This window comes from Methylobacterium sp. TK26, assembly GCF_055361565.1.
Map to the genome: position 1 here is coordinate 3,692,486 of NZ_CM143965.1, position 16,659 is coordinate 3,709,144.

At 70.8% G+C, this 16,659-nt stretch carries 12 protein-coding genes; 9 read left to right on the plus strand and 3 right to left on the minus strand.

Features of this window, described 5'->3' with window-relative positions:
- Together ACXJ1Y_RS17960 and zwf are read left to right on the plus strand one after the other, a co-directional pair.
- Positions 1-1,518 carry an efflux transporter outer membrane subunit gene (locus tag ACXJ1Y_RS17960; protein WP_463847505.1) on the plus strand — a complete coding sequence of 506 codons (1,518 nt, stop codon included), beginning with the start codon at positions 1-3 and terminating at the stop codon, positions 1,516-1,518.
- A gap of 70 nt (positions 1,519-1,588) precedes the next feature.
- The gene (zwf, locus tag ACXJ1Y_RS17965) at positions 1,589-3,112 is read left to right on the plus strand and encodes a glucose-6-phosphate dehydrogenase (RefSeq protein WP_463847506.1); all 1,524 of its coding nucleotides are present in this window, start codon (positions 1,589-1,591) and stop codon (positions 3,110-3,112) included.
- On the opposite strand, the gene rnhA is transcribed toward zwf, so the two are convergent.
- From rnhA to ispH, 3 genes are all read right to left on the minus strand, one after another.
- Entirely contained in the window at positions 3,113-3,562 is a 450-nt protein-coding gene (gene rnhA, locus ACXJ1Y_RS17970; RefSeq protein WP_243959415.1) for a ribonuclease HI, read from the minus strand.
- The gene (gene thrB, locus ACXJ1Y_RS17975; protein WP_463847507.1) at positions 3,559-4,524 is read right to left on the minus strand and encodes a homoserine kinase; all 966 of its coding nucleotides are present in this window, start codon (positions 4,522-4,524) and stop codon (positions 3,559-3,561) included. The genes rnhA and thrB overlap by 4 nt, the downstream gene beginning before the upstream one ends.
- 204 nt (positions 4,525-4,728) lie before the next feature.
- Positions 4,729-5,736 carry a 4-hydroxy-3-methylbut-2-enyl diphosphate reductase gene (ispH, locus tag ACXJ1Y_RS17980; RefSeq protein ID WP_243959410.1) on the minus strand — a complete coding sequence of 336 codons (1,008 nt, stop codon included), beginning with the start codon at positions 5,734-5,736 and terminating at the stop codon, positions 4,729-4,731.
- A gap of 406 nt (positions 5,737-6,142) precedes the next feature.
- Between ispH and ACXJ1Y_RS17985 the strand changes: the two genes are divergently transcribed.
- From ACXJ1Y_RS17985 to glyA, 7 genes are all read left to right on the plus strand, one after another.
- The gene (locus ACXJ1Y_RS17985) at positions 6,143-7,702 is read left to right on the plus strand and encodes a glucosamine inositolphosphorylceramide transferase family protein (protein ID WP_463850157.1); all 1,560 of its coding nucleotides are present in this window, start codon (positions 6,143-6,145) and stop codon (positions 7,700-7,702) included.
- Positions 7,703-7,790: 88 nt separating this feature from the next.
- Positions 7,791-10,133, plus strand: a complete 2,343-nt coding sequence (locus tag ACXJ1Y_RS17990; protein ID WP_463847508.1) for an Orn/Lys/Arg family decarboxylase — start codon at positions 7,791-7,793, stop codon at positions 10,131-10,133.
- Positions 10,133-10,717, plus strand: coding sequence for a GNAT family N-acetyltransferase (locus ACXJ1Y_RS17995; protein ID WP_463847509.1), 585 nt, complete (start codon positions 10,133-10,135; stop codon positions 10,715-10,717). The genes ACXJ1Y_RS17990 and ACXJ1Y_RS17995 overlap by 1 nt, the downstream gene beginning before the upstream one ends.
- 153 nt (positions 10,718-10,870) lie before the next feature.
- On the plus strand, positions 10,871-12,898 hold the full coding sequence (locus ACXJ1Y_RS18000) for a monovalent cation:proton antiporter-2 (CPA2) family protein (protein ID WP_463847510.1): 2,028 nt from the start codon (positions 10,871-10,873) through the stop codon (positions 12,896-12,898).
- Entirely contained in the window at positions 12,891-14,345 is a 1,455-nt protein-coding gene (locus ACXJ1Y_RS18005; RefSeq protein WP_463847511.1) for an MATE family efflux transporter, read from the plus strand. Before ACXJ1Y_RS18000 ends, ACXJ1Y_RS18005 begins: the two co-directional genes overlap by 8 nt.
- Before the next feature lie 43 nt (positions 14,346-14,388).
- A complete protein-coding gene (locus ACXJ1Y_RS18010) occupies positions 14,389-15,171 on the plus strand; it encodes a DUF937 domain-containing protein (RefSeq protein WP_463847512.1) in 783 nt (260 codons plus the stop codon).
- Between the two features lie 138 nt (positions 15,172-15,309).
- Entirely contained in the window at positions 15,310-16,614 is a 1,305-nt protein-coding gene (glyA, locus tag ACXJ1Y_RS18015) for a serine hydroxymethyltransferase (RefSeq protein ID WP_463847513.1), read from the plus strand.
- Positions 16,615-16,659 lie beyond the last annotated feature (45 nt).

The following is a 16,659-nucleotide window of genomic DNA, read 5'->3' on the forward strand; positions in this document are numbered from 1 at the left end:
ATGCCCGTGGTGTCGGCCGGTCCGCTGCGCCCCCTGTCGGGTGCCCTTCTCCTCGCGACGGCGCTCGCCGGCTGCGTGGTCGGGCCCGACTATTCCCGGCCCTCGGTGGAGACGCCGCTCGCCTACAAGCAGGGCGGCGTGCACGAGGACAGCCCCGGCTACGTCGCCGCCCGCAGGAAGGGCTGGCGCGAGGCGCGCCCCGCCGACGCCGTCGAGCGCGGCGACTGGTGGCGGGTGTTCCGCGATTCCACCCTCGACCGGCTGATCCGCCTCGTGGACGTGGACAACCAGTCCCTCCGGCAGTCGGTGGCCAATTACCGGCAGGCCCGCGCGCTGGTCGCCTCGGCGCAGGCGGCGCTCTACCCCACGGTGATCGGCGCGCCCTCCCTCACCCGCTCGCGCACGTCGGGATTGGAGCGGACCAGCGTCTCGCTCCAGGGGCAGGCGAGCTGGGAGCTCGACCTGTTCGGCGGCACCCGCCGCAACATCGAGAGCGAGACGGCGCTGGCCCAGGCGGACGCCGCCACCATCGCGCTCACCCGCCTGTCGATCCAGGCCGAGGTCGCCGTGGACTACTTCTCGGTGCGCTATGCCGACGCCCTGCAGAAGGTGCTCGACGAGAACGTCGAGAACTTCCGCAAGACCCTGAAGATCACCGAGAACCAGTACGCGGCGGGCGTCGCCGCGCGCTCGGACGTCATCACCGCGCAGACGCAGGTGCAGACGATCGAGGCGCAGTCCATCGCGGTGCGCCTCACCCGCGTGCAGTTCGTGAACGCCATCGCCACGCTAATCGGGCGCCCGCCCTCCGAGGTGGCGGTCGCCGTCGCGAGCCTGCCGCGCACTCCCCCGGAGGTGCCCGCCGGCATCCCCGCCGACCTGCTGGAGCGCCGCCCCGACGTCGCCCAAGCCGAGCGCCTCGTGCAGGCGCAGAGCGAGCGGATCGGCGTGGCGGTGGCGGCCTTCTTCCCCACCGTGACCATTTCCGCCTCGGGGGGCATCTCGGGGCTGACGAGCAACGGCATCCTGTCGCCGGTCAACCAGGTCTGGGCGGTGACGGCGGCGGGCAGCGAGACCCTGTTCGAGGGCGGCGCCCGCATCGCGGCCGTGCGCGCGGCCCAGGCCGGCTACGACGCGGCGGTGGCCAATTACCGGCAGGTGGTGCTCGCCGCCTTCGCCGAGGTCGAGACCCAGATGGCGGCCCAGCGCATCCTGCGCCAGCAGCAGCGCGCCCAGGACGCGGCGGTGGACTCCTCCCGCAAGGCGGTGGAGATCACCCTCAACGAGTACCGGGCCGGCACGCAGAACTTCACCACGGTGGTGACGGCGCAGGGGCTCCTCGTGAACAACGAGATCACCGCCCTGCAGGTGCTGCTGAACCGCTACACGGCGGCCGTGACGCTGATCCGCGGCCTCGGTGGCGGCTGGGACGCCCGCGCCCTGCCGAGCGATTCAGAGTTGAAGGGGCCGAGCCTGCCCATCGATTACGGCGGGCAGGCGGTGCGCCCCGACGAGTGAGGAACGCCCTTCGGCACGAAGGGTTGTCCCGCCGATTTTGTTGCGGTGCCGCAACCGAAAGGGATCGCCGATGCCCGAGACCACGCCCCTGAAGGACAAGGCCGCCTGCGGGACGAAGCCCGCGCCGCCCTGCACCCTCGTGATCTTCGGGGCGGGCGGCGACCTAACCAAGCGCCTGCTGATGCCCTCCCTCTACAACCTCGCGGGGGCGGGGCTGCTGCCGGAGGGCTTCTCGATCATCGGCGTGGACCATGGCGACGGCGACGACCAGTCCCTCCGCGACGGCCTGACGAAGACGATGGAGGAGTTCAGCAAGGACCCGTCCTCCGAGTTCCACGCCGCCAGCATCGACGCGAAGAGCTGGGGCTTCATCCGCGACCGGCTGCATTACCTGAAGGGCGATTTCGAGAAGCCCGAGACCTTCCAGGCCGTGAAGGCGAAGGTGAAGGGCAGCGCCGTGTTCTATTGCGCCGTGGCGGCGCGGTTCTTCGGCACCATCGTCGACGGCCTCGGGCAGGCGGGCCTGCTGAAGCAGGAGGGCGACAGCTTCCGCCGGGTGGTGATCGAGAAGCCGTTCGGCTCCGATCTCGCCTCGGCGCAGGAGCTCAACGCCCGCATCCTCAAGCAGGGTGACGAGAGCCAGTTCTACCGGATCGACCACTTCCTGGGGAAGGACACGGTGCAGTCGATCATGGCGTTCCGTTTCGCCAACGGGCTTTTGGAGCCGGTCTGGCGGCGGGAATACATCGACAGCGTGCAGATCACGGCGGCCGAGACGGTGGGCGTGGAGGAGCGCGGCGGCTTCTACGAGCCGACCGGCGCGCTGCGGGACATGGTGCCCAACCACATGTTCCAGTTGCTCTGCATGGTCGGCATGGAGCCGCCGAACTCGTTCGACGCGGAAGCGGTGCGCACGGAGAAGGCCAAGCTCGCCGAGGCCGTGCAGCCGATCCCGCCGGAGGACGCGGTGCGGGGCCAGTACACGGCGGGGACCAGCGAGGGCCGTCAGGTGCCGGGCTACCGGGACGAGCCGCATGTCGCCAAGGATTCGGCCACCGAGACCTACATCGCCCTGAAGCTCCACATCGAGAACTGGCGGTGGGCGGGGGTGCCGTTCTACATCCGCACCGGCAAGCGGATGACCGGGCGGCGGACGGAGATCGCGGTGCTGTTCAAGCCCGCGCCGTTCAAGATGTTCGAGGACACCCCGACCGACGATCTGCGCCCGACGGTGATGCGCATCACCATCGACCCGGATCATGGGATCAGCACGGAATACAACGTGAAGGTGCCGGGCCCGGAGATGAGGATCGGTCGGGTGCGCACGGCGTTCAAGTACGACGACTTCTTCGCGAACACGCCGAACGTGGGCTACGAGACCCTGCTCTACGATTGCATGATCGGCGACGCGACGCTGTTCCAGCGGGCCGACAACATCGAGGCGGGCTGGGCGGCGGTGGACCCGCTGCTCAAGGGCTGGCCGCAGGCGAACCCGGCCCCCTACGCCGCCGGCAGCGCCGGCCCGAAGGAGGCCGACGACCTGCTGGCCCGCGACGGTCGCCACTGGCTTGGCATCGACGGGACGACGGATTGATTACCGCCGCTTGAACGGCGCCATGGCCGCCACGGCCAGGGCGTCGACCCGGTTGTTCAGGGGGTCGCTGGCGTGGCCCTTCACCCAGTGCCACTCCACCTCGTGGCGCTCGCGGGCGGCATCGACCCGGCGCCAGAGGTCCTCGTTCTTTACCGGCTTCTTGTCGGCGGTGCGCCAGCCGCGCGCCTTCCAATTGTGGATCCAGGCGGTCACGCCCTGGCGCAGGTACTGGGAGTCGGTGAACAGGTCGACCCGGCAGGGCCGCTTCAACGCCTCAAGGGCCTCGATGGCCGCGAGCAGTTCCATCCGGTTGTTGGTGGTGTGCGCCTCCCCGCCGGAGATCTCCTTGCGGGTCTCGCCGAAGATCAGGATCGCGCCCCAGCCCCCCGGCCCCGGATTCCCGGAGCAGGCGCCGTCCGTGTAGATCTTGACCTTGCCGTCCTCGCTCATGCCGCGCGCCCGTAATCGGCCGCGCTCGTGGCCTGCCGGTGGAAGGTGAGCCGGCGGTCGTATTCGCGCGGGTCCTTCGGCTTCACGAGTGCGCCCGGCGGCACGTTCAGCCAGTCCACCAGCCGGGTCAGCATGAAGCGCAAGGCCGCGCCCCGGCACAGGATCGGCAGCGCCTCGACCTCTTCCGGCTCAAGGGGACGCTCGGATTCGTAGCCGGCAATCATCGCGGTCGCCATATCCCGGTGGAAGTGGCCTTGGGCATCGAAGCACCACGCGTTCAGGCAGACCGCGAGGTCGTAGGCGAAGGCGTCGGTGCAGGCGAAGTAGAAGTCGATCAGTCCCGACAGGTCGTCGCCGATGAAGAACACGTTGTCGGTGAACAGGTCGGCATGGATCACCCCGCGCGGCAGGTCCTTCGGCCAGGCGGCTTCCAGCACGGCGAGGTCGTCGCGGGTGCGCGCGGCGAGGCCGGGGGAGACGGAATCGGCCTGATCGCCGGCCTGCGCGAAGAGCGGGCGCCAGGAGGCGACGGAGAGGCTGTTCTCCCGCACCATCGGGAAATCGCGGCCGGCCGCGTGCAGGCGGGCGAGCGCCACGCCGACTTCGCGGCAATGCTCCGGCCCCGGCGAGGACAGGGAGACGCCTTCGAGGAAGCTGACCAGGGCGGCGGGCCGTCCGCACAGGCGCCCGAGGGCGGTGCCGCTCCGGTCCCGCACCGGCTGCGGGCAGGCGAGGCCCCGGCTCGCCAGATGCTCCATCAGCCCGACGAAGAACGGCAAATCCTCTTCCCGCACCCGCTTCTCGTAGAGGGTGAGGATGAACGACCCGCCAGTCGTGTGCAGAAAGTAGTTCGAGTTCTCGACCCCCTCGGCGATGCCCTTGCAGGAAAGCAGGGTGCCGATGTCGTAGGCCCCCAGGAACGCGCTGAGCGCCGCGTCGGATACCTCGGTGTAGACGGCCACGTCGTGCGCTCGGGTTCGGGATCGGTCAGGGAGTCGGGGTCTCCCGACACACACCTCATCCTGAGGCGCCGCGCAAGCGGCCTCGAAGGAGGGCTCCAGGGATCGCGGCGGATCCTGGAGCGCTCCTTCGAGGTCCGCGGAGCGCGGGCACTCAGGATGAGGGCGAGGATGGGAAAGGGCCGCCGGAGGCGGCCCGGAGACCGCCTACTCGGCAGCCTCGCTGCGCAATTCGCGCGGCAGGGGGAACACCATGTCCTCGACCACCGTCGAGACCGTATCCACCGTCACGTCGTAGCGGGCGGCGAAGGCGTCGATGATCTCTTCCACCAGCACCTCGGGGGCCGAGGCGCCGGCCGTGAGGCCGAGCTTGGTGATGCCCTCGAAGGCCGGCCAGTCGATCTCCTCGGCCCGGTTCAGGAGCCGGGTGATCGGGCAGCCGACGCGCTCGGCAACCTCGCGCAGGCGCTGCGAGTTCGAGGAGTTCGAGGAGCCGACGACGATCAGCGCGTCCACCAGCGGCGCCACGTGCTTCACCGCTTCCTGGCGGTTGGTCGTGGCGTAGCAGATGTCGTCCTTGTGCGGCCCGGTGATGGTCGGGAACTTCCGCTTCAGGGCCTCGACCACGTGGCGGGTGTCGTCCACCGAGAGGGTGGTCTGCGTCACCCAGGCGAGGTTGTCGGGATCGACCGGCGTCAGGGCCTCGATCTGATCGACGTCCTCGACGAGCGTGATCGAGCCCTTGGGCAACTGGCCCATCGTGCCCACCACCTCCGGGTGTCCGGAATGGCCGACGAGCAGCACGTGGCGCCCGCGCTTGTGGTGGATCTCCGCCTCGCGGTGGACCTTCGTCACCAGCGGGCAGGTGGCGTCGATGGTGGTGAGCCCGCGCGAATCGGCGTTGGCCGGCACCGTCTTGGCGACGCCGTGGGCGGAGAAGATCACCGGGGCGTCTCCGTCCGGCACCTCGTCGAGCTCGCGCACGAACACGGCGCCCTTCCGCTTCAGGCTCTCGACCACATACTTGTTGTGGACGATCTCGTGGCGGACGTAGACGGGCGGGCCATGGATGGCGAGCGCACGCTCGACCACGTCGATGGCGCGCACCACGCCGGCGCAGAAACCGCGCGGGGCGCAGAGGAGGATGTCGAGCGGGGGCTTGGCCGCCTGGGTGGCGGCCTGGCCGGACGCGGGAGTTGTAGGTTCGGCGTTCATAGGATGGATGTGGCGAGGGCAGGGCTATCCTGTCAACGGTCATGACTCGCGAACCGGGCAGGAACGAGGCCGGAGACGCATCCTGTTACTGGTTTGCCGCGGCCTGTTCTGTCGCGCCGTGCTTGGACGAACTTTCCGAAATGTCTTCGGGCCGGACCAGTATCCCCATTATCCCGGCAGTCTGCACCCCCGGCGCCGTCCGAGTCGGGTGGACCGCGGCCAAAGAATACACAATAGTGTCATCGGACAGGACCGATGCGGCCGCAAAAGGTCTTGGCGTGCGCAAGTCTAGGCGGCCGGGACCGGTTGCGATGATTGGGAGTAGGCGTCCGGTTTCTCGCCGGTACGTGCAAAAGAAATGGGCGGACCGCGCGTCCAGCCGCATCGCGTGTCGGTGACGGCCGCCATGCCGCATGTCCTGGTCGCGGGGCCGCGTCCCGCGATCCCGGCACGGCCGGCCCGCGCCGTGCGCGTGCGGCTCGACCGGGCCGCCCTGCGCGGCTGGCACCTGCGCTTGCTCGAACGTCTCGCCCGGCGGGAGGATTGCCGGCTCAGCGTCGAGGCCGTCGAGGGCACGACTCCCGCCCTGCCCGCCAATGCCGAATTGCTGTTCCGCCTGGAGGCGACGATCCACGGCCTGCCCCGGCCGGGGCTCTCCACCCCCGCCGCCGCCGGGGCGCTCGCGGCCTATGCGGCGGCGGAGGCGGGCGCGCCCGACCTCGTCATCGACCTCAGCGGCGACGGCCCGGCGGGCGAGGACGGGGCGGTCTGGCGCCTCGACGTCGATGGCGTACCGGGCGAGGCGGGGCTGCTCGCCTCGCTGTTCACGGGGCGCATCCCCGTGGCGGCCCTGCGCGACGGGCAGGGCGCGGCGGTGGCCGCCGGGCGGCTCGGCGCCGAATCCCAGACGGTGATGCTCGTCGCCTTCGAGGATTACCTCGCCCGCACCATCACCCTCATCGAGGCGGCCCTTTCGGGGGGGGCCTCCGGCGACCTGCCGGAGGGGGCGCTGGCGCCCCTCGTCCCGGCGGGCGCCTTCGACATCGACGGGTGGACCGTCCGGCGCCGGGCGGCAGAGAATCTCGGCCGGCGGATCGCCCGGCGGCTCTACGGCCTGTGCTTCCACGGGGAGCGCTGGCGGGTCGGCTGGCGCCGGACACAGGGGGCGGACCTGATCGACCTGCGCCGCCACCCGCCCGGCGGCTGGACCGACCTGCCCGACGACGGGCGTCGCTTCTATGCCGACCCCATCGCCATCGCCCGCAACGGGTCGGTGACGCTCTTCATGGAGGAGTTCGACTACAGCCGCGCCAAGGGGGTGATCTCGGCGGTGCGCTTCGGCCCGCGCGGGCCGGTCGGGCGGCCGGAGCCGGTTCTGGAGCGCGACACGCACCTCTCCTACCCCTTCGTGTTCGAGGCGGGGGGCGAGGTCTGGATGATCCCCGAATCGAGCCGCTCGGCGACGATCGACCTGTACCGGGCGACGCAGTTTCCCGGCGGCTGGGTGCACGAGGCGGTGCTGGTCGAGGGCGTGGTCGCGAGCGACGCGACGCTCGTGCGGCATGGCGGGCGCTGGTGGCTGTTCGCCACCGTGCGCGAGGGGGGCGGCTCGTTCTCCGATTCGCTGCATCTCTGGCACGCGGCCGACTTCCGGGGGCCCTGGACCGCCCATCCCCGCAACCCCGTCCTCATCGACGTGGCCTCGGCGCGGCCCGCCGGGCCCATCGTCCTGCGCGACGGGGCGCTGATCCGCCCGGTGCAGGATTGCCGGGGCGGCTACGGCATGGCCCTGGGCCTCGCGCGGATCCTGCGACTCGACGAGGACGGCTATGCCCAGCGCGTCGAGACGCGGCTCGCCGCCGGCCCCGATTGGCCGGGCTCGCGCCTGCACATGTACAGCGCCGCCGGGGGATTGGAGTTCATCGATGGCTCCCGCCGCCCGCCGATGCGGCTTCGGAGGGGCTGAACGCCGCGTCGGACCGGTTTCGTCATCGAACGGTCACAGAGCGTCCGACAAGGCACGGGGCGAACTCTTCGCCAATAGGGGCCCCGGCATGGATTTCCACCGCCGCTTTACCGTTCTGATGTGCACCCCGGCCTTCGACCCGGACGATCTTGAGGGCGCGCGCGTCAACCAGATCGTGGCGGCGGTCGAGCAGCGGGGCTTCGAGGTGGTGCGCGCCCGGCGCGTCGAGGACGCGGCCATCGCCGTGCAGACCGACGCGGCGGTGGGCTGCCTCGTGGTCGATTGGGGCAAGCGCGGCCTCGACGGCAAGGCCGCCGCCCTCATCGACATGATGCGCCGACGCGGGCTCGAAATGCCCATCGTCATCATGGTCCGCCGCAAGCGCCTGGAAGACATCCCCGTCGAGCTTCTGGACTTCATCGACGGCTACATCTTCCTCGCGGAGGAGACGCCGGAATTCATCGCGCGGGGCCTCGTCAGCCGGGTGACGCAATATGCCGAGACCCTGAAGACCCCCTTCTTCGGCGCGCTGGTCGACTATGCCGAGAAGGGCAACCAGCTCTGGACCTGCCCCGGCCATAACGGCGGCATCTTCTACAACCGCTCGCCCATCGGCCGCATCTTCGTGGAGCATCTGGGCGAGGCGATTTTCCGCGACGACCTCGACAACTCGGTCCTCGACCTCGGCGACCTGCTGACCCACGAGGGCCCGGCCCTCAGGGCGCAGAAGGAGGCCGCCGCGATCTTCGGGGCGGAGAAGACCTACTTCGTCCTCAACGGCACCTCGGCCTCCAACAAGATCGTGCTCTCGTCCCTGGTGGCGGAGGACGACCTCGTCCTGTTCGACCGCAACAACCACAAGGCCGCCCATCACGGCGCCCTGTTCCTCGGCGGCGGCATCCCGATCTTTTTGGAGACCGACCGCAATGCCTTCGGGCTGATCGGCCCGATCTGCCACGAGGCGCTGGACGAGCAGCGCATCCGCGAGAAGATCCGCACCAACCCCCTGGTCACAGACCGCGAGGCATGGCGCCGGGAGCGGCCGTTCCGCGTCGCGGTGATCGAGCAATGCACCTACGACGGCACGATCTACGACGCGCGGATGATCGTGCAGAAGATCGGCCACCTCTGCGACTACATCCTGTTCGACGAGGCCTGGGCGGGCTTCATGAAGTTCCACCCGCTGTTCCAGGGCCGCTACGCCATGGGTCTGACCGGGCTCGACGAGACCTCGCCGGGGATCGTCGCCACGCAATCGACCCACAAGCAGCTCGCGAGCTTCAGCCAAGCCTCGCAGATCCACACCAAGGACAGCCACATCCGCGGCCAGACCCGCCGGGTGGAGCACAAGCGGCTCAACGAGAGCTTCCTCGTCCACGCCTCGACCTCGCCCTTCTACCCGCTCTTCGCCTCGCTCGATGTCGGCGCGCAGATGATGAAGGGCCGCTCGGGCATGATCCTGTGGGACGACACGATCCGGCTCGGCATCGAGTGGCGCAAGAAGGTCCGCGCCATCCGCCGCGAGTTCGAGGAGAACGAGGCCGACCCCGCCCGCCGCTGGTTCTTCGACCCCTTCGTCCCCGACCGGGTGAACGGACCGGACGGCGAGCAGACCTGGGAGAGCGTGCCGACCGACCAGCTCGCCTCCGATGCGCGCTTCTGGGAGCTGGCGCCCGGCGCCGCGTGGCACGGCTTCACCCATGTCGCGCCGGGCTACGCCATCACCGACCCGAACAAGCTGACGGTGCTGACCCCCGGCTTCGACCGGAAGACCGGCGCCTATGCCGAGCACGGCGTGCCCGCGCCCATCGTGGCGCAATACCTGCGTGAGAACCGGATCGTCGCCGAGAAGAACGATCTGAACTCGCTGCTCTTCCTGCTGACCCCGGGCGTCGAATCGTCCAAGGCCGGCACGCTGATCTCGGGGCTCGTCGCCTTCAAGCGGCTGCACGACGACAACGTGGTGCTGGAGGAGGCCATGCCGGAATTCGTGAAGCGCCGGCCGAACCGCTACCGGGGCGTGCGCCTGCGCGACCTCTGCGCGGACTTCCACACCTTCCACCGGGAGCACGGCACCTCCGCGCTCCAGCGCAAGCAGTTCATGCCGGAGCACCTGCCGGAGATGGTGATGCCGCCGAAGAAGGCCGCGCAGATGCTGACCCGCAACAAGGTCGATTACGTGCCCATCGCCGAGGCCGAGGGGCGGATCGCCACGACGCTGATGCTGGTCTACCCGCCGGGCATCGGCACGGTGCTGCCGGGCGAGCGCCTGGACGAGCGGGCCAAGCCCATGCTCGACTATTTCAAGATGTTCGAGGCCTCCGCCAACCTGTTCCCCGGCTTCGAGGCCGAGATCCAGGGCGTCTACCGGGAGGTCGATCCGGACGGGCGCATCCGCTTCCACACCTACGTCCTGCGCGAGGGCGCCTGATGGGGCCGGGCGAGCCCTGCCCGGAGATCGTGATCCGGCCGTCCTCCGATGCGGACGTGGCGGCGATGATCGCGATCTACGAGCACCACATCGCCAAGGGGGTCGGGGATGCGGGCGACTTCGAGGAGGAGCGCCTGCTGCCCGACGACCTGAAGCGCCGCCGCAAGACCATGCGCAAGAAGCGCCTGCCGCATCTCGTGGCCGAGCGGAACGGGGAGGTGGCGGGCTATGCCTACGCCGTCCCGTTCCGCAAGCGCCCCGCCTATCGCTACACGCTGAAGCACTCGATCTACGTGCATCACGCGCACCTGAACGCGGGCATCGGCCGGCGCCTGCTGCCCGCGCTGATCGAGGCCTGCGCGGCGGGGGGCTACCGGCAGATGATCGGCTACATCGACGCCGCCAACGAGGCGTCGCTGCGGCTGCATGAGACCTGCGGCTTCCGCCGCGTCGGCTACCTGCCCTTCGTCGGCTACAAGTACGGCCGGTGGACCGACAGCGTGATGGTGCAATGCGCGCTCGGCACCGGCGCGGAGGACCAGCCGCAGCCGCGGGTGGTGCCCCCGGAGCCGGTGGGGTTGTAGGCGACAGGGCCCTTCTCCCCGCAGGCGGGGAGAGGGGGGACGCGCGCAGACCGACACCCCCCGCGTGCCGCGTGGCACGCGGCCACCCTCGCATCGGCGGCGCCCACGGGGTAAGCGGAACACTCACCGCGGAGAAGGCCCGAGCGGAACGGCATGGCGAGCCCCGGCGAACACGCGAGCTTTCTGCCCCCGGTCCTGACCTTCCTGGCCGCGGCCGTCGTCGGCGTGCCGGTGTTCCGCTGGCTCGGGCAGAGCGCCGTGCTCGGCTATCTCGTGGCCGGGGTGCTGATCGGGCCGTCCGGCCTGTCGCTCATCGCCGAGCCGGAGACCGCCGCCAGCGTCGCCGAGATCGGCGTGGTGCTGCTGCTCTTCATCGTCGGCCTCGAACTGCACCTGTCGCAACTCGTCTCCATGCGGCGGGACATCTTCGGCCTCGGCGCGGCGCAGCTCGTGCTGTGCTCCCTCGTGCTCGGCGGCGCGGGCGTCCTCGCCGGCCAGCCCCTCGGGGCGGCGGCGGTGGTGGGCATCGCGCTGGCCCTTTCCGCCACGGCGGTGGCGCTGCAACTCCTGGAGGAGCGGGGCGACCTCGGCAGCCCCTATGGCTCGCGGGCCTTCGCGGTACTGCTGTTCCAGGATCTCAGCGTCGTCGGCATCCTCGCCCTGATGCCCCTGGCCGCCTCGGCCGGGCACGGGACGGGCGGGCCGTGGCTCGGCGAGGCGGCCCTCTCCACCGGCCGGGTGCTCGCGGCCATCGCCGCCGCCGTGCTCGTGGGGCGCTACGGCCTGAACCCGTTCTTCCGCCTGCTCGCGGCGAGCGGCGCCCGCGAGGTGATGACCGCCGCCGCCCTCCTCGTGGTGCTCGGCACGGCGATGCTGATGGAGAAGGTCGGCCTCTCCATGGCCATGGGCGCGTTCCTCGCCGGCATCCTGCTCGCCGAGTCGAACTTCCGCCACCAGCTCGAAGCGGACATCGAGCCGTTCCGCGGCATGCTGCTCGGCCTGTTCTTCATGAGCGTCGGCATGTCCATCGACGGCGGCCTCGTGAAGACCGTCTGGCCCGCCCTGTTCGGCGCGACCTTCGCGGCGATCCTCGTGAAGGTCGCCCTCGTCGCGGGCCTGTTCCGGCTGTTCGGCTCGGACACGCTGAGCGCCCTGCGCGGCGCGGCGGTGCTGGCGCCGGCCGGGGAATTCGCCTTCGTGCTCCTGCCGCAGGCGGCCGATCTCGGCCTCACCGGCCCCACCGCGACGCGCTTCGCCGTGGCGCTCGCGGCGCTGACCATGCTGGTCGGGCCGATCATGGCCAAGGGCCTCGACCGGCTGATCGACGCCCGCCTTACGCGGGAGGCGCAGGCGGCGGCGGAGGAATCCCCCACCGAACTCGCCGAGGGCGCCGCCGACGCGCGGGTGCTGGTGATCGGCTTCGGCCGGTTCGGGCAGATTCTGACGCAGGTGCTGCTCGCCGAGGGCGTGCCCGTCACCGTCATCGACAAGGACGTGGCGCAGCTGCGCGCGGCGACGCGCTTCGGCTTCCGCATCTATTACGGCGATGGCACCCGCCTCGACGTGCTGCGCGCGGCCGGCATCGGCAAGGCCGAACTCGTCTGCATCTGCGTGGACGACCGCGATGCGGCGCTGAAGATCGTCGATATCGTCCACGAGGAGTTCGTCGCGGTGCGGACCTTCGTGCGCGCCTACGACCGACTGCACGCGGTCGAGCTGATGAACCGCGACGTGGATTTCCAGATCCGCGAGACCGCCGAATCGGCGCTGGCCTTCGGCCGGGCGGCCCTCGAAGGGCTCGGCCTGTCCGCCGAGGCCGCCGCCGCGCGGGCCGAGGACGTGCGCAAGCGCGACATCGCCCGTCTCGTGCTGCAGCAGGCCGGCGCCCTGCCGGAGGGCGCGACCTGGCTCGGCGGCACGGAGGCCGGCGAGGTCCGGCCCGAGCCGCTGACCCAGCCCGTGCGCCCCGCCCGCGCCCTTAACGCGCAAACCCGCGATCTCCTCGGCCAGGACCGGCGGGACGCGGCCGAGCGCGTGCTCGCCAAGCCCGTCGCCGAACCAAACGACGCCGACGAGGTTCAGGACGAAGCCCAGGACGACCGCCACGACGATGACGGCCACGACGACGACGGCCTCGGCGAACCTGAACTTGAGACGGAAGGCGGCAGGCGCGATGGCTGACGGACTGCCCGTGCCCCCTGGCGCGGGCCATTCGGAGCAGGGGCGCTTCGTCGCCGGCTCGATCATGCGCCACGTCCTCGTCATGAGCGCCACCGGCTCGGTGGGGCTGATGGCGATCTTCGTCGTGGACCTGATGTCCCTGCTCTACGTCTCGCGCCTGGGGGACCCGGCCCTGACGGCGGCGGTGGGCCTCGCCTCCGTGGTGCAGTTCTTCGCCACCGCCGTGAATATCGGCCTGATGATCGCCGCAGGCGCCCAGGTCGGGCGGGCGCTCGGCGCGGGCGACCGGGTCCTCGCGCGGCGGCTCGCGGCCTCCTCCATGGCCCTCGGCGTGCTGGTCTCGGGGCTGCTCGCCGCCCTCATGCTGCCCTTCGCGGGCCGGCTCCTCGGCCTCGTCGGCGCGGAAGGCGAGACGCTGCGCGTCGCCGACCTGTTCCTCACGATCACCCTGCCGTCGAACGTGCTCCTTGGCCTCGGCATGCTGTTCACCGGCCTGCTGCGGGCGCAGGGCGACGCGCTGCGGGCCATGTGGGTGACGCTCGGCGGGGCCATCGTCACCGCCTTCCTCGATCCGCTGCTGATCTTCGGGGCCGGGCTCGGCGTCGAGGGCGCGGCGATCACCGTCTGCGTCGCCCGCGCGACCTTCGTCGTCATCGGCTGGCGGGCGCTCGCCCGCCACGGCCTGCTGCGGCGGCCTCGCGTGGCGGAAATCGTCGCCGACGCCCCCGGCATGGCGACCATCGCCGGGCCGGCGGTGCTCACCAACCTCGCCCCCTCGGTGGCGAGCGCCTTCCTGACGCATCTCTTCGCCGGCTACGGGCCGGATGCCATCGCGGCGGCGGCGGTGATCGACCGGCTGACCCCCGTGGCCTTCGGCGGGCTCTTCGCCCTGTCGGGGGCCATCGGGCCGATCCTGGCGCAGAACTGGGGGGCGTCCCGCTTCGACCGGATGGGCGAGACCCTGCACTCCTGCGTGAAGGCGACGCTGGTCTACGCCGCCACCGTGTGGCTGCTGCTCATCGCCCTGCGCTGGCCGCTGGCCGGGCTGTTCGGGCTGAAGGGCGACGCGGCGGAGCTGTTCGCGTTCTTCTGCCTCGTCGGCGGGGCGATCTGGTTCTTCAACGGGCTGCTCTTCCTGGGCAACGCGGCCTTCAACAATCTCGGCTTCCCGCTGCGCTCGTCGCTGCTCAACTGGGGCCGGGCGACGCTCGGCACCGTGCCGCCGGCCTATCTCGGCAGCGCCCTGTTCGGCACCCGCGGCATCGTGGCGGGGATGGGCATCGGCTCCCTCGTGTTCGGCGTGGCCGGGCTCCTCCTCGCCCGCCGCACGGTCGTCCGCCTCGCCGAACGGTCGAATACCGCCGGCTCCGGCCCGGGATCGACAGGGATTGTCACCGGGGAACTGGCGTTTCCACCCGGAGCGGGTCACGATACCCCGCACAGATGAGCGGACCCGCCGGGCCGCAGGGCCGTGCGGACACCGAGGCATCATGTTCAATCCCCTCGACATGGTCCAGGCCGCCGGCGGACCCGAGATGCAGGCGATGGCCCGGCAATTCGGCCTGACGGTCGAACAGACCCAGCGTGCCTTCGAGGCGCTGATGCCGGCGCTGACCCTCGGCCTTCAGCGCGGCGCCGGCCTCGACCCCACGGGCTTCGCGCGGATGTTCTCCGCGCCGGAGACGGCCCGCACCGCGATGCCGCTGGGCCTCGACGCCCTGGGCCAGATGTTCGGCAGCGCGCAATTGATGCAGGCGGTGCTGCAGCAGGCCTCCACCGCGAGCGGCGTGGGGTCGCAGGTGCTGCGGCAGATGCTCCCGATGATGGCCGGCGCGGTGGTCGCGAGCATCGTCCACGTCATGCTCAACCCGCCCCAGGGGGAGGCGTCCCGCAAGCCGGCGCCCGCGGCCGCGCCGCCCGCGCCCATGCCTTTCGTTGCCCTGTGGACCGACATGGCCCGCGCCTTCATGACGCCGCCGTCTGCCGCCCCCGCGCCGACGCCCGCCCCGCCGCCGAGGCCCGCCCCGCAGATGGAGGCGCCCCGCCCGCCGCAGGGCGAGAATGCGGGCGCCGACGTCATCAGCCAGATGCTCCGCACCGGCGCGGAGGTTCAGGAGCAGAATCTCAAGGCGATGCAGCAGCTGTTCGAGGCGTTCTGGCCCGCCTCGGGTCAGGCACCGAAGGAGGCCGCCCCCGGCCCGAACCCTGGTGCGAGCTCCCGCGAAAGGCCGGCGTCGCGGCCCCGCCGGGGACGGCTGGGCGAGGGCAGCTGAAGCCCCGTTTTCAATTTTTCTCAGCCGTTCCGAAAAATGCCTGCGCTTGGCCTCACCCGGCCCGGCGTGTAGGACTCCGGTGAGAAACGCCGCCTGGCCGCGCCACGGCCGGGCACCCAATCTGAACAGAGGCACGCCATGAGCGCCGGGACCGCCACCGACAAGCACTTCTCGAACAGCTTCTTCGCCGCTCCGCTGACGGAGACCGATCCCGAGATCGCCCGCGCCGTCGAGCAGGAGCTCGGCCGGCAGCAGCACGAGATCGAGCTGATCGCGTCCGAGAACATCGTGTCCCGCGCGGTGCTGGAAGCCCAGGGCTCGGTGCTCACCAACAAGTACGCCGAGGGCTATCCGGGCCGTCGCTACTACGGCGGCTGCCAGTTCGTGGACATCGCCGAGGACCTCGCCATCGAGCGCGCCAAGCGCCTGTTCGATTGCGGCTTCGCCAACGTGCAGCCGAACTCGGGCTCCCAGGCCAACCAGGGCGTGTTCCTCGCCCTCATGCAGCCGGGCGACACCTTCCTCGGCCTCGACCTCGCGGCCGGCGGTCACCTGACGCACGGCGCCCCGCCGAACGTCTCCGGCAAGTGGTTCAAGCCGGTCTCCTACACCGTGCGCCGGGAGGACCAGCGCATCGACATGGAACAGGTCGCCCAGCTCGCGCAGGAGCACAAGCCGAAGGTGATCATCGCCGGCGGCTCGGGCTACCCGCGCCACTGGGACTTCGCCAAGTTCCGTGAGATCGCCGATTCCGTCGGCGCCTACTTCATGGTCGACATGGCCCACTTCGCGGGCCTCGTGGCGGCCGGCGTCCACCCGTCGCCGTTCCCGCATGCCCACGTCGCCACCACGACGACCCACAAGACCCTGCGCGGCCCGCGTGGCGGCATGATCCTCACGAACGACGAGGCGCTGGCCAAGAAGTTCAACTCGGCGATCTTCCCCGGCCTCCAGGGCGGTCCGCTGATGCACGTCATCGCCGGCAAGGCCGTGGCCTTCGGCGAGGCGCTGAAGCCCGAGTTCAAGATCTACGCCCGTCAGGTGGTGGAGAACGCCAAGGCGCTCGCCGACACGCTGATGTCCGGCGGCTACGACATCACCTCCGGCGGCACCGACAACCACCTGATGCTGGTCGATCTGCAGCGGAAGGGCCTCACCGGCAAGGCGGCGGAAGCCGCGCTGTCGCGGGCGCACATCACCTGCAACAAGAACGGCGTGCCCTTCGACACGCAGAAGCCGACGATCACGTCGGGCATCCGCCTCGGCACCCCGGCCGGCACCTCGCGCGGCTTCGGCGTCGCCGAGTTCAAGCAGATCGGCGGCCTCATCGTGGAAGTGCTGGACGGGCTCGCCGCCAAGGGCGAGGGCGGCGACAGCGCCGTCGAGGAGAGCGTGAAGCAGAAGGTTCACGCCCTCACCGACCGCTTCCCGATCTACGGCTAAATCCGGGATCCCCAAGGACAAGTCCTTGGGTGGGGTCCAGGGGCA

Excerpts from the sequence above, each read along its gene's own strand:
- ACXJ1Y_RS17960 (WP_463847505.1), top strand. The coding sequence starts at position 1 with ATGCCCGTGGTGTCGGCCGGTCCGCTGCGCCCCCTGTCGGGTGCCCTT.
- zwf (WP_463847506.1), top strand. The coding sequence starts at position 1,589 with ATGCCCGAGACCACGCCCCTGAAGGACAAGGCCGCCTGCGGGACGAAG.
- rnhA (WP_243959415.1), bottom strand. The coding sequence starts at position 3,562 with ATGAGCGAGGACGGCAAGGTCAAGATCTACACGGACGGCGCCTGCTCC.
- ispH (WP_243959410.1), bottom strand. The coding sequence starts at position 5,736 with ATGAACGCCGAACCTACAACTCCCGCGTCCGGCCAGGCCGCCACCCAG.
- ACXJ1Y_RS17985 (WP_463850157.1), top strand. The coding sequence starts at position 6,143 with ATGCCGCATGTCCTGGTCGCGGGGCCGCGTCCCGCGATCCCGGCACGG.
- ACXJ1Y_RS17990 (WP_463847508.1), top strand. The coding sequence starts at position 7,791 with ATGGATTTCCACCGCCGCTTTACCGTTCTGATGTGCACCCCGGCCTTC.
- ACXJ1Y_RS17995 (WP_463847509.1), top strand. The coding sequence starts at position 10,133 with ATGGGGCCGGGCGAGCCCTGCCCGGAGATCGTGATCCGGCCGTCCTCC.
- ACXJ1Y_RS18000 (WP_463847510.1), top strand. The coding sequence starts at position 10,871 with ATGGCGAGCCCCGGCGAACACGCGAGCTTTCTGCCCCCGGTCCTGACC.
- ACXJ1Y_RS18005 (WP_463847511.1), top strand. The coding sequence starts at position 12,891 with ATGGCTGACGGACTGCCCGTGCCCCCTGGCGCGGGCCATTCGGAGCAG.
- ACXJ1Y_RS18010 (WP_463847512.1), top strand. The coding sequence starts at position 14,389 with ATGTTCAATCCCCTCGACATGGTCCAGGCCGCCGGCGGACCCGAGATG.
- glyA (WP_463847513.1), top strand. The coding sequence starts at position 15,310 with ATGAGCGCCGGGACCGCCACCGACAAGCACTTCTCGAACAGCTTCTTC.